Annotated in this window: 21 protein-coding genes; 7 read left to right on the top strand and 14 right to left on the bottom strand. The window is 68.4% G+C overall.

The genetic code is table 11. The annotated features are described in order from the left end of the window. Window positions 1-34: 34 nt before the first annotated feature. Together aceA and ACODRV_RS10070 are read left to right on the top strand one after the other, a co-directional pair. Entirely contained in the window at window positions 35-1,315 is a 1,281-nt protein-coding gene (gene aceA / locus ACODRV_RS10075; RefSeq protein ID WP_141627190.1) for an isocitrate lyase, read from the top strand. Between the two features lie 30 nt (window positions 1,316-1,345). Continuing rightward, a complete protein-coding gene (locus tag ACODRV_RS10070) occupies window positions 1,346-1,555 on the top strand; it encodes a hypothetical protein (RefSeq protein ID WP_141628329.1) in 210 nt (69 codons plus the stop codon). A 31-nt stretch (window positions 1,556-1,586) separates the two neighbouring features. Here ACODRV_RS10070 and ACODRV_RS10065 read toward each other — a convergent pair whose 3' ends face one another. The 6 genes from ACODRV_RS10065 to ACODRV_RS10040 all read right to left on the bottom strand — a co-directional run bounded on the left by ACODRV_RS10065 (window position 1,587) and on the right by ACODRV_RS10040 (window position 10,854). Next, complete coding sequence (locus ACODRV_RS10065; RefSeq protein WP_141627189.1) at window positions 1,587-3,872, bottom strand: response regulator; 2,286 nt, start codon at window positions 3,870-3,872, stop codon at window positions 1,587-1,589. A 75-nt stretch (window positions 3,873-3,947) separates the two neighbouring features. Then, window positions 3,948-4,559 carry a M23 family metallopeptidase gene (locus ACODRV_RS10060; protein ID WP_488908224.1) on the bottom strand — a complete coding sequence of 204 codons (612 nt, stop codon included), beginning with the start codon at window positions 4,557-4,559 and terminating at the stop codon, window positions 3,948-3,950. 225 nt (window positions 4,560-4,784) lie between these two features. Further along, window positions 4,785-6,599: an autotransporter domain-containing protein gene (locus ACODRV_RS10055; RefSeq protein WP_488908223.1), complete on the bottom strand. Its 1,815-nt coding sequence runs from the start codon at window positions 6,597-6,599 to the stop codon at window positions 4,785-4,787. 100 nt (window positions 6,600-6,699) lie between these two features. Further along, on the bottom strand, window positions 6,700-8,589 hold the full coding sequence (gene serA / locus ACODRV_RS10050) for a phosphoglycerate dehydrogenase (RefSeq protein ID WP_488908222.1): 1,890 nt from the start codon (window positions 8,587-8,589) through the stop codon (window positions 6,700-6,702). A gap of 247 nt (window positions 8,590-8,836) precedes the next feature. Continuing rightward, entirely contained in the window at window positions 8,837-9,154 is a 318-nt protein-coding gene (locus ACODRV_RS10045; protein ID WP_488908221.1) for a hypothetical protein, read from the bottom strand. A 293-nt stretch (window positions 9,155-9,447) separates the two neighbouring features. After that, window positions 9,448-10,854, bottom strand: coding sequence for an SDR family oxidoreductase (locus ACODRV_RS10040; protein ID WP_488908220.1), 1,407 nt, complete (start codon window positions 10,852-10,854; stop codon window positions 9,448-9,450). Between the two features lie 122 nt (window positions 10,855-10,976). Between ACODRV_RS10040 and ACODRV_RS10035 the strand changes: the two genes are divergently transcribed. Beyond that, window positions 10,977-11,897 carry an Hsp33 family molecular chaperone gene (locus ACODRV_RS10035; RefSeq protein ID WP_141627184.1) on the top strand — a complete coding sequence of 307 codons (921 nt, stop codon included), beginning with the start codon at window positions 10,977-10,979 and terminating at the stop codon, window positions 11,895-11,897. Here the strand turns inward: ACODRV_RS10035 and ACODRV_RS10030 are convergent. The 5 genes from ACODRV_RS10030 to ACODRV_RS10010 form a co-directional block, all read right to left on the bottom strand. Further along, entirely contained in the window at window positions 11,861-12,718 is an 858-nt protein-coding gene (locus tag ACODRV_RS10030) for a hypothetical protein (RefSeq protein ID WP_488908219.1), read from the bottom strand. The two genes, ACODRV_RS10035 and ACODRV_RS10030, sit on opposite strands and share 37 nt — an antisense overlap. A 14-nt stretch (window positions 12,719-12,732) precedes the next feature. After that, window positions 12,733-13,524 carry a hypothetical protein gene (locus tag ACODRV_RS10025; protein WP_488908218.1) on the bottom strand — a complete coding sequence of 264 codons (792 nt, stop codon included), beginning with the start codon at window positions 13,522-13,524 and terminating at the stop codon, window positions 12,733-12,735. Between the two features lie 75 nt (window positions 13,525-13,599). Then, complete coding sequence (locus ACODRV_RS10020; protein WP_488908217.1) at window positions 13,600-14,298, bottom strand: CPBP family intramembrane glutamic endopeptidase, BDIM_20840 family; 699 nt, start codon at window positions 14,296-14,298, stop codon at window positions 13,600-13,602. A 101-nt stretch (window positions 14,299-14,399) separates the two neighbouring features. Continuing rightward, window positions 14,400-14,816, bottom strand: coding sequence for a hypothetical protein (locus tag ACODRV_RS10015; protein ID WP_488908216.1), 417 nt, complete (start codon window positions 14,814-14,816; stop codon window positions 14,400-14,402). Then, complete coding sequence (locus tag ACODRV_RS10010; protein WP_488908215.1) at window positions 14,816-16,672, bottom strand: gamma-glutamyltransferase family protein; 1,857 nt, start codon at window positions 16,670-16,672, stop codon at window positions 14,816-14,818. The genes ACODRV_RS10015 and ACODRV_RS10010 overlap by 1 nt, the downstream gene beginning before the upstream one ends. 222 nt (window positions 16,673-16,894) lie before the next feature. On the opposite strand from ACODRV_RS10010, the gene ACODRV_RS10005 reads away from it, so the two are divergent. The 4 genes from ACODRV_RS10005 (at window position 16,895) to ACODRV_RS09990 (ending at window position 18,846) form a co-directional block, all read left to right on the top strand. Further along, on the top strand, window positions 16,895-17,764 hold the full coding sequence (locus ACODRV_RS10005; protein WP_141627178.1) for a bile acid:sodium symporter family protein: 870 nt from the start codon (window positions 16,895-16,897) through the stop codon (window positions 17,762-17,764). Window positions 17,765-18,066: 302 nt separating this feature from the next. Continuing rightward, complete coding sequence (locus ACODRV_RS10000) at window positions 18,067-18,222, top strand: hypothetical protein (RefSeq protein ID WP_168196833.1); 156 nt, start codon at window positions 18,067-18,069, stop codon at window positions 18,220-18,222. Continuing rightward, window positions 18,219-18,467: a hypothetical protein gene (locus tag ACODRV_RS09995; protein WP_488908214.1), complete on the top strand. Its 249-nt coding sequence runs from the start codon at window positions 18,219-18,221 to the stop codon at window positions 18,465-18,467. The genes ACODRV_RS10000 and ACODRV_RS09995 overlap by 4 nt, the downstream gene beginning before the upstream one ends. Before the next feature lie 13 nt (window positions 18,468-18,480). Continuing rightward, on the top strand, window positions 18,481-18,846 hold the full coding sequence (locus tag ACODRV_RS09990; RefSeq protein ID WP_488908213.1) for a hypothetical protein: 366 nt from the start codon (window positions 18,481-18,483) through the stop codon (window positions 18,844-18,846). On the opposite strand, the gene phoB is transcribed toward ACODRV_RS09990, so the two are convergent. Genes phoB through pstB form a run of 3 tightly spaced genes read right to left on the bottom strand, consistent with a single transcriptional unit; the run spans window position 18,843 to window position 21,129 of the window. Continuing rightward, window positions 18,843-19,532, bottom strand: coding sequence for a phosphate regulon transcriptional regulator PhoB (gene phoB / locus ACODRV_RS09985; RefSeq protein WP_141627175.1), 690 nt, complete (start codon window positions 19,530-19,532; stop codon window positions 18,843-18,845). The two genes, ACODRV_RS09990 and phoB, sit on opposite strands and share 4 nt — an antisense overlap. A 20-nt stretch (window positions 19,533-19,552) precedes the next feature. Beyond that, window positions 19,553-20,266: a phosphate signaling complex protein PhoU gene (gene phoU, locus ACODRV_RS09980; RefSeq protein ID WP_141627174.1), complete on the bottom strand. Its 714-nt coding sequence runs from the start codon at window positions 20,264-20,266 to the stop codon at window positions 19,553-19,555. Next, on the bottom strand, window positions 20,266-21,129 hold the full coding sequence (gene pstB / locus ACODRV_RS09975) for a phosphate ABC transporter ATP-binding protein PstB (RefSeq protein WP_141627173.1): 864 nt from the start codon (window positions 21,127-21,129) through the stop codon (window positions 20,266-20,268). The genes phoU and pstB overlap by 1 nt, the downstream gene beginning before the upstream one ends. Window position 21,130 lies beyond the last annotated feature (1 nt).

Raw genomic sequence — 21,130 nt, 5'->3', positions numbered from 1 at the left:
GCGCATCGACGGCTCCACAGGACAGAGACCCGCCATGACCACCTTCGCCGATCTGGTTCCTTCGCCCGCCGGCCGTTTCGACGGCATCGAGCGTCCGTACACCCCGGAGGACGTTCTGCGCCTGCGCGGATCGGTGCCGATCACTCACACCTTGGCCGAGCGCGGCGCCAATCGCTTGTGGGAACTGCTGCACAGCGAGCCCTTCATCAACGCCTTGGGCGCCGTCACCGGCAATCAGGCCATGCAGATGGTCCGCGCGGGCCTGAAGGCCATCTATCTGTCCGGCTGGCAGGTCGCCGCCGACGCCAACACCGCCGGCGCCATGTATCCGGATCAGTCGCTGTACCCGGCCAACGCCGCGCCCGAGCTGTGCCGCCGGATCAACCGCACCCTGCAACGCGCCGACCAGATCGAACACGCCGAGGGTGGGGCGAAGCGCGATTGGTTCGTGCCGATCGTCGCCGACGCCGAGGCCGGTTTCGGTGGGCCGCTGAACAGCTTCGAGATCATGAAGGCCTTCATCGAGGCGGGCGCCTCTGGCGTCCACTTCGAGGACCAGCTGGCGTCCGAGAAGAAGTGCGGCCATCTGGGCGGCAAGGTGCTGATCCCGACGCAGGCCCATGAGCGCAACCTGATCGCGGCCCGTCTGGCCGCCGACGTCATGGGCACGCCGACCATCACGGTCGCCCGCACCGACGCCGAGAGCGCGCAACTGATCACCTCGGACATCGATGAGCGGGACCAGCCTTTCATCGACCGCGACAACCGCACGCCCGAAGGCTTTTTCCGTCTGAAGGAGGGCACGGGCCTGGAGCACTGCATCGCGCGGGGCCTGAGCTATGCGAAGATCGCCGATGTGCTGTGGTGGGAGACCTCGCACCCTGATCTGGATGACGCCCGCAAGTTCGCCGAGGCGGTCCAGAAGGAGCACCCCGGCAAGCTGATGGCCTACAACTGCTCGCCGTCCTTCAACTGGAAGGCCAAGCTGGACGACGCCACCATCGCCAAGTTCCAGCGCGAGCTGGGCGCCATGGGCTACAAATTCCAGTTCGTGACGCTGGCGGGCTTCCACAGCCTGAACAACGGCATGTTCGAGCTGGCCGACGGCTACCGCGATCGCGGCATGGCGGCCTATTCCGAGCTGCAGCAGCGCGAGTTCGCCAACGAGGCCCGCGGCTACACCGCGACCCGGCACCAGCGCGAGGTGGGCACCGGCTACTTCGACCAGGTCGCGACGGTCATTTCGAACGGCCAGTCGTCGACCACCGCGCTGAAGGACTCGACCGAAACCGCCCAGTTCGTCGCGGCCGAGTAACAGGACCCAACCCCCGAAGGGAGAATGACCATGGAACCGCTGAACAACCCGACGGCCATCATCGACTTCTGCCTGGCTCCTCTGAACCTGGCCAGCCAGACCGATGCGGAGCGCGAGGTGCGGCGTCGCCTTGAGCATGTGCTCAAGACCTACCGGGCCAAGATCGCCCAGCCGGTCAGCGTGGACTTCTCGTCGATGCCTTCGCAGGTCATCAACGAGGCGGCTCACGGGTACGAGTAAGACGTAACGGAGTTGCGCGCGTCGCCTGTGATCAGGCGGCGAGCGCGGCCTGTGCGGCGCGCGGCAGGGAGATCACCAGCTCCAGCAGTTCCGCAGCATCGAAGGGCTTGGCCAGGTGGCGATCCGCTCCCGCGGCTTCCGCCGAGGCGATATGCTCGGGCAGGGCGTTCGCGGTCAGCATGACGACTGGCGTGCGCGGCAGCCCCATAGCCGCCTCATGCAGGCGGATTTCACGGGTCGCGGTCAGCCCGTCCATGACCGGCATCTGCATGTCCATCAGAACCAGATCGTAGTCTCCGTCGCGCATGGCGTTCAGCGCCTGAGAGCCGTCTTCAACGGTCGTCAGATCGATCTCGGCTTGCGACAGGATCATTTCGACGACCTTGCGGTTGACGGGGTGATCGTCAGCGATGAGGACGCGAAGACGGCGGTCGTCGCCGGCGGCCAGGGCCGAGTCTTCCACGGTCGCCGCGACCGGCGCTTCGGCGAGGCGCAGGGGCACCGTCAGGATGAAGCATGAGCCGCCGCCGGGCTCGCTCTCACAGTCGAGTTCCCCGCCCATCATGTCGGCCAGTTGGCGCGAGATGGACAGCCCGAGGCCCGAGCCGCCGAACTTGCGGGTGATGCCGCCATCGGCCTGCTCGAAGCGGCTGAACAGGCGGGCGCGGGTCTCGCTGTCGAAGCCGATGCCGGTGTCGTCGATGGCGAACTGCAGCGTCGGCTTGCCCTCGCGCATCGGACCGGGCAGGGCGGTCAGGGAGACGAAGCCCTGTTCGGTGAATTTGACCGAGTTGGAAACCAGATTGGTCAGGATCTGCTTCAGGCGCACAACGTCGCCTTCGATCCAGCGATCAACCTCCGGGGCGATCTCGACGAAGAACTGCAGCCCCTTGTCGCGCGCCGAGGCCTCGTAAAGCTGGGCGGCCTCGCGGACAGCTCGACCCAGGTCGAAGGCTTCGTCGTTCAGCTCAAGGCGGCCGGACTCGACGCGGGCCAGATCCAGAATGTCGCTCAGCAGGACCTGCAGGGTGCGGCTGGACGACTGGATCAGGTCCAGCATTTCCTTCTGACGGGCCGACAGGTCGGTGTTGGCCAGCGCCTGCGCAATGCCGATCACCCCGTTCAGGGGGGTGCGGATCTCATGACTCATATTGGCCAGGAACTGGCTCTTGGCGCCGTTGGCGGCCTGTGCGGCGTCGCGGGCGTCAGCCAGGGCGCGGGCGTCGCGTTTCAGCTCGGTGATGTCGGTGCAGATGGTGACGGTGCCGCCCGCGACGGTGCGGCGGTCCGAGACGCGCAGCCAGCGGTCGCCCGCGATCTGTTGCTCCAGGCTGGTCAGGCGCGCGGCGCGGGTGCTCATCCGCTCCTCGATCCACTCGGCCTCACGACCGACGGCCTCCGCGTAGAGGCCCTCATCAATGCCGATCTGGAGAATCTCGCGGAAGGTCATGCCGCGCTTGAGCGTGGTTGATAGCTCTGGGTTCACCTCGGCGTAGCGGGTGTTCCACAGGACCAGCCGGTCTTCGCCGTCATAGAAGGCCAGACCGTCAGGCATGGCTTCGATGGCCTGCCTCAGTTGGCCCAGGGCGCTGGCGCGGGACATCCACCACATCCAGATCGCGACGCCGGCGACGGCCGCGATGCCCAGCATCATGCCTGCCAGTACGAGGGTCATCAGGCCGGGCGTCAGGGTCCAGGGAGCGATCTCGGTCCCCGTTCGGGGCTCGAAGCTCATGGCGCTCATGGCGCCGAAGTGCAGGACCACCACGGCGACAGCCCCGCAGCCGCCCGCGGCGAAGCGACGCCACGGCGCACTGCCATACAGGAAGGCGGCGCTGGTCGAGGCCAGAACGATGCCCGCCAGCACCGACAAGGCGGCCAGATCAGCGCGCCAGACGATCAGGCCCGGCAGCTCCAGCGCCGCGACGCCGAGGAAATGCATGGCCGCCACGCCGGACATCGCCAGGGCGGCGCCGAGGGCGCGCGTGACCGGACCGCTACGGGCGAGGTTCGCCAGACAGGCCAGACCGATGCTGGCGAAGGCCATGAAGAAGGAGCTGATGGTGGGCCAGACATCGTAGCGAACGTCGCCGCCCGCGTCATAGCCCTGCATGGCCATGTAGTGGGTCGTGAAGACCGCCAGACCGCCCGTCAGAGCCGCCAGCATCGCCAGATTGCGCCTACGAATCCCGATGGACGCGCGGGCGCGGCCCAGTAACTGGTATGCGGTCCCCACGCCGAACACGCACACGAGACCGGCGGCAAGAGTCCACCGCCAGTCGTGCTGGAACGTGATGCAGTAGAGAATACGGTCCAAGAGGGCCCCCTTCGGCGGGAACTATCCCGGAAAGGGGTGAAGAAAGCGTGGGCGTATGTACGGAAAGCGACGTTGTCAGGTGTCGGCGACAACGACCGGGAAGGCTTCTCCCATCACCCGCACCGGATTGATCTGGCGGTCGCCGCGGCGAACCTCGAAATGCAGGTGGGGGCCGGTGGAACGACCGGTGGAGCCGACCAGGCCGATACGTTGGCCGGAGGCGACAGTGTCCCCGCTGGCGACGTCGATACGGCTGAGATGGCCGTAGAGGGTGCTCATCCCGTTGGGGTGGCGGACCTCGATGAAGCGGCCATATCCGCCGGCGTCGTAGCCGGTGCGCAGGATGCGGCCTTCCGCGGCGACCAGTACGCCGGTGCCCGTCGGGGCGGCGATGTCGACGCCGTCGTGGTGGCGGGCGGCCTGACCCGGCAGGCGGCGCAGGCCGAAGGCGGAGTTGACGGCATAGCCGCGCACCGGCTCGGCGAAGGTGATCAGGCGGGTGACCGGCCCGGCGGGCGCCGCGATGGCGGTCACCGGCGGGGCTTCCGGCACGGCGAAGGTCTCGGCGTCGGCCGGGCGCGGCGTCAACGGCGCGGCGGCCATGGCCAGAACGGCCACGGCGCCCAGAACGGCGGCCTGACCGGAGTGCAGAAGGAACGACCGGGCGGTCGGCAACAGGCGTCGCATGGGCGGCGTCAGCTCCGTCTTCGGCTCGGGGTGAGCGGGGAACAGGCGGCGCGGCGGCGCGCCACATCCGCGGCGCGGCCGGGGCTCCGCGCCTCGGTGAGCCGGGGATATAGGCGGGCGAGGGGGCGACTTTGGGGCGCCGGGGGTGGCAGGAGGTCGCAGGCAGGCAACGAAAAGGGGCGCGGAACCTTGCCCCGCGCCCCTGATCGCCTGTTGCGGCGGGTCTTACTGGAGCGACATGCTCCAGGTCAGGGCGCCGACGTGGCTGTCGGCGTGATCGCCGAACCGGCCGCGATAGCCGAGGCTCAGCTTGCCGGGCCCGACATCGGCCTCGACGCCGGCCGAGGCCAGCAGGGAGCCGCCGAAGGGATCCTCGACCTCACGCTCCAGCACCTGGGCGGGGTTGCCCAGGATGCCGACGGCGACGGGGTCCGAGCTGTCGCCGAACGAGTCGCGGTAGCCGCCCTCGACGAAGAAGCTCATGCCGTCGCCACCGCCTTCGGCGCGCAGGGAGATTTCGGCGGCGGCGGCCTGAACGGTGCGGTCGTGGTAGTCGTACTGGGCCGCGAAGCCGTACTCGGAGTAGCCGTTCACATCGGTCGAACCCCAGGTGACCGCAGCGCGTGGCGACAGGGCGATGCCGCCCATGTCGAACCACATCCCGCCCTGCACCCGGACGCCGACGCTGCCGCCGTTGGTCTCGCCGGTGTGGACGATGGGGGCCAGCGAGGTCTGGCGGGTGATGTCGTCGTAGTTGTCGATCGACCCGCCGACGGCGGCGCCCATGAACATGTTGCCCGAGCGCCAGCCGGCCCAGGCGTCGATGGCGTAGGTCTCCAGATCGAAGGCCATCGGCCCGGCCTCGACGTCGGCCGTGCGGAAGGCGGCCGCCAGACCGAAGCGCAGGCTGTCGGACATGACGTGATCGAGGCCGACGCGACCGCCCCAGCCGGTGGCCTTGGTCTCGGCCACTACGCCGCGCGCATCGCCGTCGACGCTGTCGGCCAGAACGCCGAAGGTCATGTGGGTGCCGGGCTCCCACGGACCGCGACCGGCGAAGGTCTCGGTGGACAGGTCCAGCAGGTCCTCACGCTGGCGGAAGGCGGTCTCGGCCTGAATCGTCGATTGGGCGCCGATGTCGCCGTAGTAGAGGTAGTCGACCGCCAACTGCGAGATCAGGCGGTGGCCCGCCGCCGTCGGGTGGACGCCGTCCCAGTACAGGTAGGTGTCCGGCGTGGCGCAGACCGTCACGCCGTTGAAGCAGGACTGGGTGGCGTTCGTCAGGCCGAAGCGCCCCGGGTTGGCCGCCAGCGGGTCGCTGATCTTGTACAGGTCCATCAGGATGATGTTGGTGTTCGGCTGGGCCGCGGCGGTGGTCATCAGCCGGGACAGCAGGGCGCTGTTGAAGGTCTGGCCCGCGTAGTCGGCCAGAGCCGCGCCGTTGACGCCGGTGGCCGCGAACTGGGGCGTGATGCCGAGGCGGGGCAGGTTGGTGACCAGAATGGTCCCGGCGCCGGCGGTGGCCACGCTGTTGACGATCAGGTTGATGTCGGTGGCGGCGGCGTTGGCCGTGGACTGCATGGCGCCGGTCGGGTTGCTGGACACGGCGGCGGCCGGGAAGGCCTGGAAGATGTTGTTGGCCCCGCCAAGGATGCTGACGAGGTCGTTGCGGCCGAAGGTGCCGCCGGCCCCGGTGTAGGCGGCGAGCTGGGCGCGCATGCCCGGAGGGCTGACGGACAGGTCGGTGCGGGCGCCGCCGAAGGCGTAGTTGACGCTGCCGGTCACCGGAGCCCCGGCGGTATATCGGCCGGCGTTGAAGCCCAGCAGTTCGGTGAAGACCGGTCCGTTGGAGAAGCGGCCCTGATAGTAGGGCGGCGAGGTGGGCTGGCCGGAGACGGCGTACAGGTTGCCGTTGTCACTGAGGCTGTCGCCGAAGACGACGAGGCGGTTGTAGGTCTGGGCGCTGGCCGTCGAGGCGACAGCACCCACAGCGGCGACCGCCAACGCGGCGGCGGCCGCGTTACGCAGAAAACGAGACATCGATGTTCCTCCCTCGGTCGTCATGATGCGACCGTTAACCGCACTCTGCGCCCGTTCTCCGGGTATGCAAGATGCCGCGAGGTAAGCTTTTCGTCCGTACTCAGTACAACATGCGGAAGCGCAGCGTTCCGGACACACCCCGCAGGGTTTGCACCGCCTCCGGATCATAGTTCCGGTCGACGTCGGTGATGACGTAGCCGGTGCGTTCGTCCGTCTTCAGATGCTGACCGAGGATGTTCAGTCCCGCCCCGGCGATCGCGCGGTTGAGGTCGGCCAGAACCCCGGGCTGGTTGCGGTGGATGTGCAGGATGCGGTGGGCGCCCGAGACCTCGGCCAGCTGTACGTTCGGCAGGTTGACGCAGAAGGTGGTGTCGCCCCGGTTCAGATAGGCCAGCAGACGGTCGGCGGCGAACGCGCCGATGGCCTCCTGGGCCTCCTCGGTGGAGCCGCCGATGTGAGGGGTCAGGATGACGTTCTTCAGGCCGCGGAGGGGGCTGTCGAACGGGTCGGCGTTGGTGGCGGGCTCATCCGGGAAGACGTCCACCGCCGCGCCGCCGATGCGGCCGGAGCCCAGCGCCTGGGCGAGGGCGCCGACATCGACAATGTGGCCGCGCGACAGGTTCAGCAGCAGGGCGCCCGGCTTCATCTTCGCGAACTGGGCGGCGCCCATGACATTGGCGTTGTCGGAGCGGCCGTCGACGTGAAGGGTGACGACGTCGCTTTCCGCAAGCAGGGCGTCGAGCGAGGGCATGCGGCGGGCGTTGCCCAACGCCAAGCGCTCGGTCAGGTCATGGAAGATGACCCGCATGCCGAGGTTTTCGGCCAGCACGGACAGCTGGCTGCCGATGGCGCCGTAGCCGACGATGCCGAGGGTCTTGCCGCGCAGCTCGCGCGAGCCGGTGGCCGACTTGTTCCATTCGCCCCGGTGCATGGCGGCGGACTTGTCCGGCACATCACGCATGAGGTTGATCATCACGCCTATAGCCAGCTCCACCACCGAGCGGGTGTTGGAGTAGGGGGCGTTGAAGACGGCGACTCCGTGGTCCGAGGCGGCGGGCAGGTCGATCTGGTTGGTGCCGATGCAGAAGGCGGCGACAGCCATGAGGCGGTCGGCGGCCTGTAGCACCCGCTCGGTGACCATGGTCTTGGAGCGGATGCCCAGAACGTGGACGCCCCTGATCCGCTCGATCAGCTCGTCCTCGCCCAGCGCGCCGCTGGCGGTCTCGACGGCATAGCCGGCGTCCTCCAGCCGCTCGACGGCGGCGGGGTGGATGTTCTCCAGCAGCATGATGCGCATGCGGCTGCGCGGATAGGACCAGCGGCCGGTCTCGTGCTCGGCATGGAGCAGTTCGTCGATGGAGGCGGCCTCGGCGTCGGCGGCCTGAACCACGGCGGGGCGGCGGACGATCTCGGTGAAGGCGTAGAAGCGGTCCGCCGCGCCCGCCAGCTTGACCTCGGCGTCATTCCAGCCGTCACCGACCATGACGACGGGCGAGGGCAGGTTCAGGGCCTTGATGACCGTGGGCTTGCCGCCCGCCTCGGACAGGGGATTGGCGCTGTCCACGCCGGTGACGCGGCCATCGGCGTCATAGGTCAAGTCGTTGCACAGCACCCGGTCAGGCGCGACGCCGAGACGCTCGGCGACGGGGGCGATGACCTCGCGGAAACCGCCGGACAGGATGACGATGCGGTGGGCGTTGGCCTTGAAGAAGGCGAGGTTCTTGCGGACCGAGGGCGTGCCCTCGTCGAGGATGCGGTCGGCGAGGACCTGGACATGGGCGCGGGTCAGGGGCAGCAGGGCCAGACGGCGACGCAGCGCCTCGCCGAAGCCGAGCTCCCCGGCCATGGCCTGATCCGTCAGACGCGCGATCTCGGCGCGCACGGACGCCGCCTCTGGCGAACCTTCGAGCGCAATGTCGGCCAGCGCCTCAAGCGTCTCGACCCGCACGAGGGTCGAATCGAAGTCGAAAACATAGGTCGCGTCAGCCATTCGAAGACCTTGGCCCACCTTCGCAGTTGCAGCAACGGACGCGGCGGCGTGGGCGCGAAAAACCGGGTGCGAAGAGTGTAATTGGTGTGACGTAGGGTGTGGAGCCGACCCCCGCATTCGTCATCCCCCGGTCTGCGCCGCTGCGCGGCTTGCCGGAGGATAACGAAAGCAAAGGGGGAGCGTGCATCGCCTCGAAGGGACGATGGGGAGGTGAACTGGTGGGGGAATTCGGGGTTTCGGAGCCGCTTCATCGTCGTCGGCGGTGTTCGCGCAAGGTGCGGCGGCGGTTTAAATCCGGGTTGATGACAGGCGCGGGCGGCGGGTGACTTTTTGCCGGTGAGTCAGAAAAAAGCGGGTGCGAACAGGACGGATCGTCCTGCGCCCGACCGGCCTCGATCCGGGCGATATAGCGCAGGGCGCGCAGGCATTTGATGATGAGGCGGCGCCATCGGCGCAGGCGACGGGCGTTGCGTTCACGGCGGGCCATGGCCTGCTGCGTCAGGGCATGGCGGTGTATCGCCCGCAGGTCGGCGCGTTCGTCACAAAGGCGGGCGGCGAGGTCCATGTCGGACAGGATCGCATGCCGATGCGTCAGTATTGGACGTATGGAGGCAGTGACCGTTCACCTCTCCATTCGCCCTCAAGCGAATGGAGAGGACAGATCGGCGCGCCAGCGTCGATCAGGATAGGGCGGCTCGGTATCGGAAGAAGACGCCTCAAAATCGGTATAGGCGGGCCATTTTCGAACGCCTGCGTCGCCCCCTCCTGATCGGCGAAGACGCCGATCTGTCCTCCCCATCGCCTTGAAGAGGGCGATGGGGAGGTGAGAGTTCGGTCGTAGGCTCGTGCGTAGCGCCCCTAGAACCGCCCGATGTTGCGCAAGCGGCTGTCGGGACGGCGGGCGTCGAGGGCGGCGGCGCCGACGGCGGCGGCGATCGTGGCCAGCGCCAGCAGGGCGCCGCCTTCCTTCGCATGGGTCCTGGCGTAGTCCCCCACGTCCTCGGCATAGCGGCGCGCGGCCTTGCCTTGCTTTTTCAGGGCCTTGCGCGAGGATTTTTGAGTCTTGTCCCACCAGCGGCCGCCCTTGTCGCGGGCGTCATCGGTGAAGTGCTGGGCGCGGGCGCCGGCGTCGCTGAGGCTGTGACGGACGGTTTCGGCGATGTCGTCGAAGCGACCGCGCAGGCCGTCGAAGTCCGCGCCGCCGCGCGACTTGAAGCGCCCGCGGAAGGCCTCGAGGCGGGTGGGTCCGGTGCGCTGGTTCAGCAGCAGGGTGGCGAGACCGACGCCGGCCAGAACCGCCACGACACCGGCGGCGATGCCGGGATGTTTGCGGACTTCGGCGAGGGCGGAGAACTGGCGAACCATCGGATAATGAACCTCTTCATCGAGGCCGTCTTCGGTCGGGTCGTAGAGCCCGTCGTCGTCCGGCGCATAGGCGGAACCCCTGTCCCGCATCAGGGAAGGAGCGAACCGCGCGAGAAGAGGTTCCGCCACGCCGGGCAGGAGGCTGTACAGGCCAGCGATGAGACGGCCTCCGCCGCCGAAAGTGATCTCGCGGATCGGGTGGGTGGCGCAGTACAGGATGGTGTCGGCCGCCACCCGGGTCGCATAGACCGGCTGGGGGTTATGGACCGCATAGCCGGTCAGGTTGCGGGCGTGCTTGCTGTAGGGCGTGTCCAGCGCGGCGGGCTTGACCAGCGTCAGGCTGACCGGGGCGTCATCACGGATCAGCTCCATCCGCAGGGCGTTGGTGAAGCCCTTCACGGCATGTTTGGACGCCGAATAGACGCCCTGGACGGGCAGGGGGGCGTCGGACAGGATGGAACCAACGTTGATGATCGCCCCGCCCCACGGCCGGTCGCGCAGGCGCTCGGCGGCGAGGATGGAGCCGTTCACCACGCCCCAGTAGTTGGTCTCGAACAGGCGGCGCTGGTCGGCCAGGGTCGTCTCGCGGATCGGGCCGAAGATGGAGACGCCCGCATTGTTGATCCAGGTGTCGAAACCGCCGAACAGGCGGCGGCATTTGTCGGCGGCCTCGGCCAGGGCGTCGGGGTCGGCGACATCGGCGACGGCGAAGGCGGCGCGGGCGCCGGTGGCCTGAAGCTCCTCGCACAGGGCGGCCAGATCCTTTTCGCCGCGCGCGATCAGAAAGACGCAGGCCCCGGCCCGGGCCGCCCGACGGGACACCGCCAGACCGATTCCCGAGGTCGCCCCCGTGATCACAATCGTCTGCTTGTTCAACGGTTTGAGGTGGGCTCTGGACATCAAATCACCGCCTGGAGTTTGTCATCGACTATACCCGCAGACGCCGGGCGCGGGAGGGGGCCTTATCATCGCCCCTTCGGCCCCCTATCTAGCCGCCTTCGTATTCATGACCGAGGACCGCCGTGACCGATCACGCGCATACCCATTCCGTGCCTTCTGACGATCTGGCGGCCGCCTTCCAGATCGAGGGCTGGCCCGTGCGCGGTCGTCTGGTGCGTCTGGGCGAGACCATCGACACCATCCTGTCGGCCCACGCCTATCCGGAGCCCGTGGCGGCCCTGCTGGGCGAGGCCTGCGCGCTGGCGGCCCTGATCGGGTCGAGCCTGAAGTTCGAGGGGCGACTGCTGGTGCAGGCGCAGGGCAACGGCCCGGTGCGCTACGTCGTGGCCGATTACGGCACCGACGGGCATCTGCGCGGCTATTGCCGGTTCGATCCGGAGGAGGTCGCGGCGGCGTCGCAGGGCTTCGCGCGTCCGGGCGCCAAAACCCTGCTGGGCGAAGGCGTGTTCGTGATGACGCTGGATCGCGGTCCGGACTTCGAGCGCACCCAGGGCATCACCCCGATCGAGGGTGAAAGCCTGTCGCTGGCCGCCGAACACTATTTCCAGCAGTCGGAGCAGATCCCGACCAAGGTGCGTCTGGCCGTCGGCTCGGTGGAGACCGAGGCCGGGTCGCAATGGCGCGCGGGCGGGGCGCTGATCCAGCTGATCGCGGGTGACGAGACGCGCGGCTCGACCGAGGAGGTCTGGGACCGCACGCGGGCGCTGTTCCAGACGCTGGCGGACGATGAACTGATCGACCCGACCATCACGCCGGACATCCTTCTGTTCCGCCTGTTCCACGAGGATGGGGTGCGGCTGGAGGGCGCCAAGGCGCTTCAGGCCCAGTGCCGGTGCTCAAAGGACCGGATCAGCTCGGTGCTGGCCTCGTTCGGACCGGACGAGCGGGCGGACATGATCGAGCCTGACGGCAAGATCCGCGTGACCTGCGAATACTGCGCGACGGTCTATGAGCTGGAGCCGGACGAGGTGACGGCGGGCTGATCCTGCAGCGCGGCGGGCGGTGAGGCCGTGGTCGGCCCCACCGCCAGCAAGCCGTCATAGGCGCCGTCCTCGACCGGGCCGAGGATGATGCCGCGCGCCTCGGGGTCGTAGCGGCCCCGGCGGCTTTGAGGACCGCAGCCGTTCGGGTCGCAGCCCCAGGTCTCGCCGCCCTGATTGGCGATGGTCAGGGTGAAGGTGTCCGAGGCGTACAGGTGGCCCGCGGCGGGCGTGCCGATGTCCGGGAAGCGCTCATAGCCCGTCTTGCGCGCGTGCAGGTCGCCGACGAAGACCAGAACCCGGGCCTCCGGGCGGTTCGCGAGGGCGCGGCTGATGCCGTAGGCCATCTCCAGCTCCCACCAGGCCTGATCCCGGCCCCGGATGACCGACTCGACGGGCATGAAGGGATGGATGGCCACGTCATGCCCGGCCGCCTTCAGCCGCCAGAAGCCGACCATCATGTCCAGCATGGCCACGCTGTTGCGGCCGTCGGTGCTGCGCGAATTGCCGAAATCGCCGTAGAGGAAGGTGTTCCGCGCGGCCTCCTCGGTCGGGGCCGACAGGGCGTTGCGGAACAGGACACGCTCGGTCTCCGGCATTTCCAGCGCGATGGTCACGGGCCCCTGTTTCGCCGCCTCGCAGACGATGCCGAGGAAGGCGGCGGGGATTTCGACCGCGCCGTGCCAGTCGGGGATGACGAGGATGCGCTCGGGCCGGGCCAGCAGGGCGTCGGTCCCGGTTGGGGCGGCGCAGTCGGGTTGGGTGTTCGGCTGGTCGGTGGGCTGGGCTGTGAACAGGGCGGCGGCGGCGAGCAGTTCGAGCATGGTTCAGCCTTGCATCAGGGACGGGAGACAGGCGGGGAGGCGGTGGCCGGGCCGACGGCGAGATAGCCGTCGAAGGCCCCGTCCGCCTCGGGCGCGATGACGACGCCGCGGCGGTCGCCGAGACCGAGCGAGGTGATGGCGTGCGGACCGCACTCGTCCCGGCAGTTCCACGCCTCGCCGCCGTCTGAGGCGACGTAGAGGGACAGAACCTCCTCCGGGCGAAAATGGGCGGCGGCGGGCAGGCCGATGGCCGATCCGACGCGGCGGGCCTTTCCGGCATGGATCGAGCCGACGAAGATCATCATCCGGCGCTCGGGCGTCGCGCGGGCGGCGGCGGACCAGAGCTGGGCGCGGTCCAGTTCGGCGTGGGACTGGGTGAAGCCCTCGACGCGGGGGCTGTCGGGGACGGAGGCCAACAGCTTCAGGTCGGCGCCTGCCTGATGCAGGGCCCGGAAGCGCTGGAACATGGCCATCATCGCCTCGCTGCCGCGCCCGTCGTGATAGCGGAAGGGGCCGTGCGGGTAGGCCAGCAGGATGGCGCGGGCGGCGTCGGCGTCCGGCTCGGCCATGAAGGCGTCGAAGGTGGGCTGCATCGCCGCCGGATACTCCAGCGCCACCGTGACCGGGCCCTTCTCCAGCGCCAGACAGACCAGATCGGCGAAGGCGGCGGGCGCTTCGGCCGTGCCGTGCATCTCGCCGACTGCGACGAAACGGAGGTCCTCGCGCCACAGGGCCTCGACGCCGTCGACCGGGGCGCAGGCCGGGGGTGTCGCCAGCAAGCCGGCGGCGGCGAGAAGCGCGATCATGGAACCTCCGGTCATCGCGCCGCCCTACCGGCGCGTGTGTACGCTCGGGGGCCAATATGGCGACGCTGTGGCCGGTCAGACCAGCAGGGAGATAGCGTTGGCGAAATTGTGCATGACCACAGGGAGCAGCAGGCTGCCGGTCTTTTCGCGCACCCAGACCAGAAGCAGGGCCGGACCGCCGGTGAAGAGCATCGTCATGGCGTCGAATGTGAAGGCGCCGTCGCTGTAGCCGAGCGCGTGGGCCAGGCCGAAGGCGACGGAGCTGATCAGGGCGCCCCAGCCCATGGGCGCGCCGAGGATGCACAGGGGGCGGGCGAAGGCCTCGTTCAGCATCAGCAGCAGGACGCCGCGATAGAACAACTCCTCGTCCAGCCCCGGCATGGTCAGCTGGAAGGCGAGTGTGTCGGGGTCGGTCCCCTGACCGGGGAAGTACAGGGCCAGGCCGAGGAAGAGGGCGACCAGCGCGCCGCTCAGGATCAGGGCGCCCTTCAGCCCCTTGCGGTCCTGTTTCAGCGTCAGGCCGCAGCGGCGGGCGCCCAAGGCCACGGCGACGACCAGTGACAGGATCAGGGCCATGGCCTTGCCCTCCCAGTTCCAGTCCGAGGGCCAGAAATGGATCGGGATATGGCCGTAGCCCCGGGTCAGCAGGGCGTCGTAGGCGGCCATCAGCGCGAGGGCGCCGAGGAACCAGCCCCACTTCACCTTGCCGCGCAGGGCCACAGCCGCGATCAGCCCCAGGACCGCCGTCGCGCCGAGCCACCCGACCAAAGCCATGATCGCATCCGGCATCATCCGCCCTCCGAGAGTTGTTCGGGGGAGAGGCGGCGAAGCGTCGCCGTGGATGCGCGGCGGAAGATGAAATCGCGGTAAGGCGATCAGCCCCCAGCCTGCGCCCCCATGATGTCGGCCACGGCTTCGGAGACCGAACGGCGTTGCATGCGGAAGTCGCCCGACCAACTTCCGGGGATGGTCCAGCGGCCGGATATGCTCTGGCCGTCGGCGGAGATTTCCCCGTCGTAGAGGATGACGTGATCCCGATCACGGCCGTCAGGGGTCTTGGTGAAGGTCAGGCGGATTCCGTCATGGCGTCCCTCCAGCACGGCCCGGACATCGACCCCGTCCGAGAACAGCAGGTCGGGCTCCATCGTCGTGCCGATGACCACGCCCGCCGTGTCCGTCAGTTCGGCGGTGAAGGGCGTGGCGGGCATGTTGTCGTTGGCGTTCCAGTCCGGATCGTGAGGGTAGAAGTAAACCCCCGTCCAGCGGCCGCTGAGATCGACAGCGTTGCTCATCAGTAGGCCAGCGCGATGCCGTCCTTGCGCATCTCCGTGGCCGCGCCGTAGGTCCAGCGGCCCGCTGAAGGTCCATTGGGGTTCTGCTGCATGACCACGTTCTGGTAGCCGCCGAAGCCGCCGTCGGGCGGGCCGAGGGTCCAGCCCATGGCCTCCAGTTGCGCCTTGGTGGCGGCGGGGACGCCGCTTTCCAGATGCAGGCGCCCGACGCCCTCGGCCAGTTCGCCGGTGGGCTCGGATGAGCCGTAGTGCTGCCAGCGGGGGGCGTCGCCGGCCTCCTGCGGGTCGAGGCCGTAGTCGACCATGTTGATGATGATCTGGGCCTGTCCCTGAGGCTGCATTCCGCCGCCCATGACGCCCATGGCCATCCACGGCTTTCCGTCCTTGCAGGCGAAGCCGGGGATGATGGTGTGGAAGGGCCGCTTGCCGGGCGCATAGACGTTCGGGTGGCCGTCGGTCAGGGCGAACAGCTCGCCCCGATCCTGGAACATGAAGCCCAGCGTATGGCCCGCGCCGTCGTCGGCCACCAGACCCGAGCCCATGCCGCGGTAGTTGGACTGGATCCAGCTGACCATCATGCCGTACTTGTCGGCGACGCTGAAATAGGTGGTGTCGCCCTGGGTCGGCGCATCGCCGGGGAAGACGCGGTCCATGACCCGGTCCGGCCGGATCAGGGCGGCGCGCCGGCGGGCGTATTCCTTGGAGTTCAGCCACTCGACCGGGGTGCGGCTGAAGCGGTCGTCAGCGAACCATCTGGCCCGGTCCTCGAACGCCAGACGCTTGGCCTCGGCCTGATGGTGGATCGAGGCGGCGGACTGGAAACCCATGCCCTTGAGGTCGAACTGTTCGCAGATGTTGAGGATCTGGTTGGTCGACAGGCCCTGTGTGTTGGGCCCCAGGCCATAGACGTCGACGCCGCGATAGTTGGTCTGGATCGGCTCGACCCATTCCGTGCGGTGCGCGGCGAGATCGACGCGGGTCATCCAGCCGCCGATGCGGCGGAAATAGCCCTGGATCGCATCGGCGATGGGGCCGTCATAGAAGGCGTCGCGGCCGTGCTCGGCGATCAGGCGATAGGTCCGGCCAAGATCCGGGTTGGCGAACATCTGGCCGACCTTGGGGGTCTCGCCGCCGGGGGCATAGACCTTCTTGCGGTTGTCGTTCTCCTCGATCAACGCCGCCGACCTGTCGAACGAGGCCATGTTGCGCTCAAGGTAATAGGCGATGACCTGCGGGACCGGCACGCCCTCCTCGCACAGCTCGGCCACCGGCAGCAGGACGTCTTTCCAGGGCAGCTTGCCGTAGCGTTGGTGGGCGCTCCACCAGGCGTCGACCGTGCCGGGGACGTTGACGGTGACCGCGCCGTAGGAGGGCAGGTGGCCATTTTGGCGAGCCTTCGACCGCGCGGTCTCCAGTGACAGACCGCGCGGGCTGTTGCCCGAGCCGTTGAAACCGACGACCTTCCGCTGGGCCGGGTCCCACAGCATGCAGAAGGCGTCGCCGCCGATGCCGTTGGCCACGGGCTCGAGGAAGCCCAGCGCGGCGTTGATGGCGATGGCGGCGTCGATGGCCGAACCGCCGCGCCGCAGGGTGTCGATACCGATCAGGGTCGCGCGGGGATGGGCTGTGGCGGCGGCGCCGTTGGCGCCCCAGACGGTCGAGCGGCCCACGAATTTCGGTCCGGTGATCCGGTCGCCGGGGCCAATGCCGGCGTAAGGATCAGGGCGCGGGGCGGGGCGGGGCGGGGAGCCGGCTGGAGCCTGCGGCGTCGCCTGCGGGGTCCGGGCGTTGGCGATTCCGCTCCCGGCCAACAGCGCCCCGGCGGGCAGGGACGACAGGAAGGTGCGACGACGCATGGGCGAACTCCACGAAATCTGCGGGGGACCGTAGCGGGTCTAGCGCGGCTGTGAAGGGCGTTCGTCGGGGGTAGATGTGCTCGCGGACTGGATCACGCCTTCCTCCTTCCTGAGGGGGAGAAGGAAGCTTGCGTGCGACGCGCCGTCGCTTGGCGGGCTTCGCGGGACGTGACACGCTGATCCCCGAAGAGGCGCGGGACAGCGTCGTGGGGGATCAGGATCATGGGTTCAGCCATCACCGTCATCGGTCTGCCGATCGCGCTGGGGATCATCATGTTCGGGCTGGGGCTCAGCCTGACGCCCGGGGATTTCGTGCGGATCGGGCGGCGGCCGAAGGCCGTGGCCGTGGCGTTGGTCTGTCAGCTGATCCTGTTGCCGCTGGTGTGTTTCGGGCTGGTGCTGCTGTTCCGGCTGCCGCCGGTGCTGGCGGTCGGGATGATGTTGCTGGCGGCCTCGCCGGGCGGCACCACGGCCAATCTCTACAGCCATCTGTTCCGGGGCGACGTGGCTCTGAACATCAGCCTGACGGCGATCAATTCGGTGATCGCTGTGGTGACCCTGCCGATCGTGGTGAACCTGTCGCTGGCGGTTCTGCACCCGGACGGGGGGCAGGTCGGACTGCAACTGGCCAAGACCGTCGAGGTCTTCATGATCGTGCTGGCGCCGGTCGGGCTGGGGATGCTGGTGCGGGGGCTGAAGCCCGGCTTCGCGGCCGCGATGGACAAGCCGGTGCGGCTGGCCTCGGTGGTGATCCTGACGCTGGTGATCATCGGCGCGGCGGTCGCCCAGTTCGATGTGCTGATGGCCAATATCGGCGCGGTGGCCGGGATCGTGGTGACCTTCTGCGTGCTGAGCCTGGGGATCGGGTTCGTGGTCCCGAGCCTGCTGAAGATCGAGCGGCCGCAGGCGGTCGCCAGCGCCTTCGAGGTCGGGCTGCACAATGCGACGCTGGCCATCGTGATCGCCCGCTCGGTGTTGCAGAACCCGGAGATGTCGCTGCCGGCCGCGGTTTATGGCGTGCTGATGTTCCCGCTGGCGGCGGCGTTCGGGGTGCTGATTACACGCGGTAAGAAGGCGGCAGCGCCGGGCTGACGGCCGTTCGCGCCTTTCTTTCGCCCCTTCCAGCGTGCAGGATGCGCCGGTCAATCTCACCGCGTAACGCTGGTTTCCCGCGTAGCGCCCGAGACCCCAGCCGATCAGGAGCAGACTGACCAGCCGCGCGCGATACCGCCGCGGGTATCCGTCTATGGAAGGTCTCGTCATGTCGATCGGAACAGTTGAACGCCACATCTTGAGCAGAGCCCCCGGCCGACAACGAGGTGCGGCCTGAGGACGCGCAGGCCATTGTCTTCGCCGCGCATGTAACAAAGGCGTTTCCGAACGGAGGTCGTTCGGTGATCCTGGCCAACGGCCATCGGATGATGGTGTTGCCCGCAGAAGGCTGTGCGGCGAGATCGGAGCCCGGTGATCTGGTGCGCATCGAGCTGACCCCTCACGAGCGGGTCGGCTGGCGTCTGGCTCCTCGTGTCAGTTTGGAGCGCGGCGTGTGAGCCGCTTTGAACAGCCGACCCAGGAGCCTTTTGTGCGAAGGCCGCTGATCTCCTGGATCATACTGATGTCGCTCTTGGTGCTGGTCGTCGGCCTCGTCGCCGCGACTGTGATCCGGGACCAGACGGGTCGGGCGGCGCTCGCCGAACAGTCCAACAGCTACGCGGCTCAAGCGGAGGCCATCGACCAGGCCCGGCAGAGATCCGTTGACCAGGAACAGGCGCGGCGCTCCGCGTCGATGGAATAGGGTGGGTGAGGTCATGGTGATCGAGGAAAGCTTCGTAAGACTGTACGCGCACGATTTCGTCCAGATGGCCTGGCGCAGCGAGATCGGCCAACTGGTTCAGGAGCCGCTGCGACGGCGGATGGACGATCTGCGCCGACACGCCGACCTGATGCAGGTGCGCAAGGGCGCCGACCATCTGGCCGCCGTCATCACCCGACTTCGCGATGAGGCCGAGCGGTTCAATCCCCGTATGCTTCAGAAGTACGCCGATCCGGCGGGCGCCCAGAAGCGCCACCGGACATTCCTGCTGGATGTGGCCGAACAGCTTTCGGCGCCGCCGACGGCCGAGGCGAGCCCTATGTCCCTGCCGGTGACCCGGCGCGGACACCAGGGGGCTTAGCCCCCCAGATCCAGCGAGTAGCCGGCCGAGCGGACGGTGCGGATCGGGTTGACGGTGCCTTCGACGTTGAGGGCCTTGCGCAGGCGGCCGACGTGGACGTCGACGGTGCGGGCCTCGACGTAGACGTCCGAGCCCCAGACGGCGTCCAGCAGCTGTTCGCGGCTGAACACCCGTCCCGGGTGCTGCATGAAGTGGTCGAGCAGGCGGAACTCGGTCGGCCCCAGGTGGATCTCCAGACCGGCGCGGCGGACACGGTGGGCGACGCGGTCGATGACGATGTCGCCGTGGTTGATGCGGTCGTCAGCCAGACCCGGACGGATGCGGCGCAGGACGGCGCGGATGCGGGCCGTCAGCTCGGTCATCGAGAAGGGCTTGGTCAGATAGTCGTCGGCGCCGGTATCGAGGCCGCGGATGCGATCGGATTCCTCGCCGCGCGCCGTCAGCATGATGATCGGCAGGTTGCGGGTCTCCGAGCGGCCGCGGATGCGGCGGCAGACCTCGATGCCCGACAGCTTGGGCAGCATCCAGTCGAGCAGGACCAGGTCAGGGAGGCGCTCGTCGATCTGGAGCATGCCTTCCTCCCCGTCCGAGGCGACGACGACCTTGTAGCCCTCTTTTTCGAGGTTGTAGGACAGCAGCGTCGCCAGCGCGTCCTCGTCTTCCATCACCAGAACATAGGGCTGCACGTCAGACTCTCCGGTCAGTCTCAGGCGGGGGTCGGCTGGTCGCCGTCGGTCTCGGGGTTCCAGCGCGGGCGTTCGCCCGTGAACTCCAGACCGGTGATTTCGTAGTGGATGGTTTCGGCGATGTTGGTCGCGTGGTCGCCGATCCGCTCAAGGTTCTTGGCCATGAACAGCAGATGGGTGCAGGCGCTGATCGTGCGCGGGTCGCCCATCATGTAGGTCAGCAGTTCGCGGAACAGGGCGTTGTAGTGCTCATCGACCTCGTCGTCGGTGTTCCAGACGGCGATGGCGCGATCCACTTCACCGACCGCATAGGCGTCGAGCACGTCGCGCAGGCGCATGGAGACCAGCTTGCCCATCCGCTCGATGGAGCGGGTGAGGGGCTGCATCGGCTCGCCCTCGGCGAGGATCAGGGCCCGCTTGGCGATGTTCTTGGCCAGGTCGCCGGTGCGCTCCAGATCGACCGCCAGCTTCATCGCCGACAGGGTCTTGCGCAGGTCGGAGGCGACCGGCTGGCGCAGGGCCATCAGGCGGATGGCCTTCTTCTCGATGTCGCGGTGCATGGCGTCGAGGCGCGCGTCGCGTTCGACCACGGCCTTGGCGAGGGCCACGTCGCGGCGGGCGACGGATTCGACGGCGTCGGCGACCTGGGCCTCCGCGAGGCCGCCCATGCGGGCGACTTCGGCGGTCAGCTGGTTCAGTTCGTCGCCATAGGCCTTGACGGTGTGCTGGTTCATCAGCCGAAGCGCCCCGTGATGTAGTCGAGGGTGCGCCGCTCACGCGGATTCGTGAAGATTTCCTCGGTCGGGCCGGTCTCGACCAGACGGCCCATGTGGAAGAAGGCGGTGCGTTGCGAGACGCGGGCGGCCTGGGCCATCGAGTGGGTGACGATGACGATGCAGTAGCGCTCGCGCAGTTCGTCGATCAGTTCCTCGATCTTGGCGGTGGCGATCGGGTCCAGGGCCGAGCAGGGCTCGTCCATCAGGATGACTTCAGGCTCGACCGCGATGGCGCGGGCGATGACCAGACGCTGCTGCTGGCCGCCCGACAGGCCGGTGCCCGGCGAGTGCAGGCGGTCGGCCACCTCGGTCCACAGGCCGGCGCGCTTCAGCGAGGCCTCGACGATGACGTCCAGATCGGCCTTCGACGACGCCAGGCCGTGGATACGCGGGCCGTAGGCCACGTTCTCGTAGATCGACTTGGGGAAGGGGTTGGGCTTCTGGAAGACCATGCCGACGCGGGCGCGCAGCAGGACGGGATCGACGGCCTTCGCGTTGATGTCCTCGCCGTCCATCTCGATCCGGCCGGTGACCTTGGCGTGCGAGATGGTGTCGTTCATGCGGTTCATGGTCCGCAGGAAGGTCGACTTGCCGCAACCCGACGGGCCGATCAGGGCGGTGACGGTCTTGTCGGGGATATCCAGCGAGACGTCGTACAGGGCCTGTTTGCCGCCGTAGAAGACCGACACGTCGCGCGCGGCGATCTTGGTCGGGCCGACGGGGGCGTCGCCGTGGGTCACGGTCGGGGCGGCGATGACGGTGTCTTGGGAGGCCGCGGGGCCTTCGGCGCCGTCGGCGGCGCGGAAAATCTTCGAGAACATG

This window comes from Brevundimonas sp. FG8 (genome assembly GCF_057808845.1).
The sequence above is the reverse complement of the archived record's forward strand: the minus strand, read 5'-3'. Positions and strand labels throughout refer to the sequence as shown.

Coding starts and splice junctions, on each gene's coding strand:
- aceA (WP_141627190.1), top strand. CDS start 35: ATGACCACCTTCGCCGATCTGGTTCCTTCGCCCGCCGGCCGTTTCGAC.
- ACODRV_RS10070 (WP_141628329.1), top strand. CDS start 1,346: ATGGAACCGCTGAACAACCCGACGGCCATCATCGACTTCTGCCTGGCT.
- ACODRV_RS10060 (WP_488908224.1), bottom strand. CDS start 4,559: ATGCGACGCCTGTTGCCGACCGCCCGGTCGTTCCTTCTGCACTCCGGT.
- ACODRV_RS10055 (WP_488908223.1), bottom strand. CDS start 6,599: ATGTCTCGTTTTCTGCGTAACGCGGCCGCCGCCGCGTTGGCGGTCGCC.
- serA (WP_488908222.1), bottom strand. CDS start 8,589: ATGGCTGACGCGACCTATGTTTTCGACTTCGATTCGACCCTCGTGCGG.
- ACODRV_RS10045 (WP_488908221.1), bottom strand. CDS start 9,154: ATGGACCTCGCCGCCCGCCTTTGTGACGAACGCGCCGACCTGCGGGCG.
- ACODRV_RS10040 (WP_488908220.1), bottom strand. CDS start 10,854: ATGTCCAGAGCCCACCTCAAACCGTTGAACAAGCAGACGATTGTGATC.
- ACODRV_RS10030 (WP_488908219.1), bottom strand. CDS start 12,718: ATGCTCGAACTGCTCGCCGCCGCCGCCCTGTTCACAGCCCAGCCCACC.
- ACODRV_RS10025 (WP_488908218.1), bottom strand. CDS start 13,524: ATGATCGCGCTTCTCGCCGCCGCCGGCTTGCTGGCGACACCCCCGGCC.
- ACODRV_RS10020 (WP_488908217.1), bottom strand. CDS start 14,298: ATGGCTTTGGTCGGGTGGCTCGGCGCGACGGCGGTCCTGGGGCTGATC.
- ACODRV_RS10015 (WP_488908216.1), bottom strand. CDS start 14,816: ATGAGCAACGCTGTCGATCTCAGCGGCCGCTGGACGGGGGTTTACTTC.
- ACODRV_RS10010 (WP_488908215.1), bottom strand. CDS start 16,672: ATGCGTCGTCGCACCTTCCTGTCGTCCCTGCCCGCCGGGGCGCTGTTG.
- ACODRV_RS10005 (WP_141627178.1), top strand. CDS start 16,895: ATGGGTTCAGCCATCACCGTCATCGGTCTGCCGATCGCGCTGGGGATC.
- ACODRV_RS09990 (WP_488908213.1), top strand. CDS start 18,481: ATGGTGATCGAGGAAAGCTTCGTAAGACTGTACGCGCACGATTTCGTC.
- phoU (WP_141627174.1), bottom strand. CDS start 20,266: ATGAACCAGCACACCGTCAAGGCCTATGGCGACGAACTGAACCAGCTG.
- pstB (WP_141627173.1), bottom strand. CDS start 21,129: ATGTTCTCGAAGATTTTCCGCGCCGCCGACGGCGCCGAAGGCCCCGCG.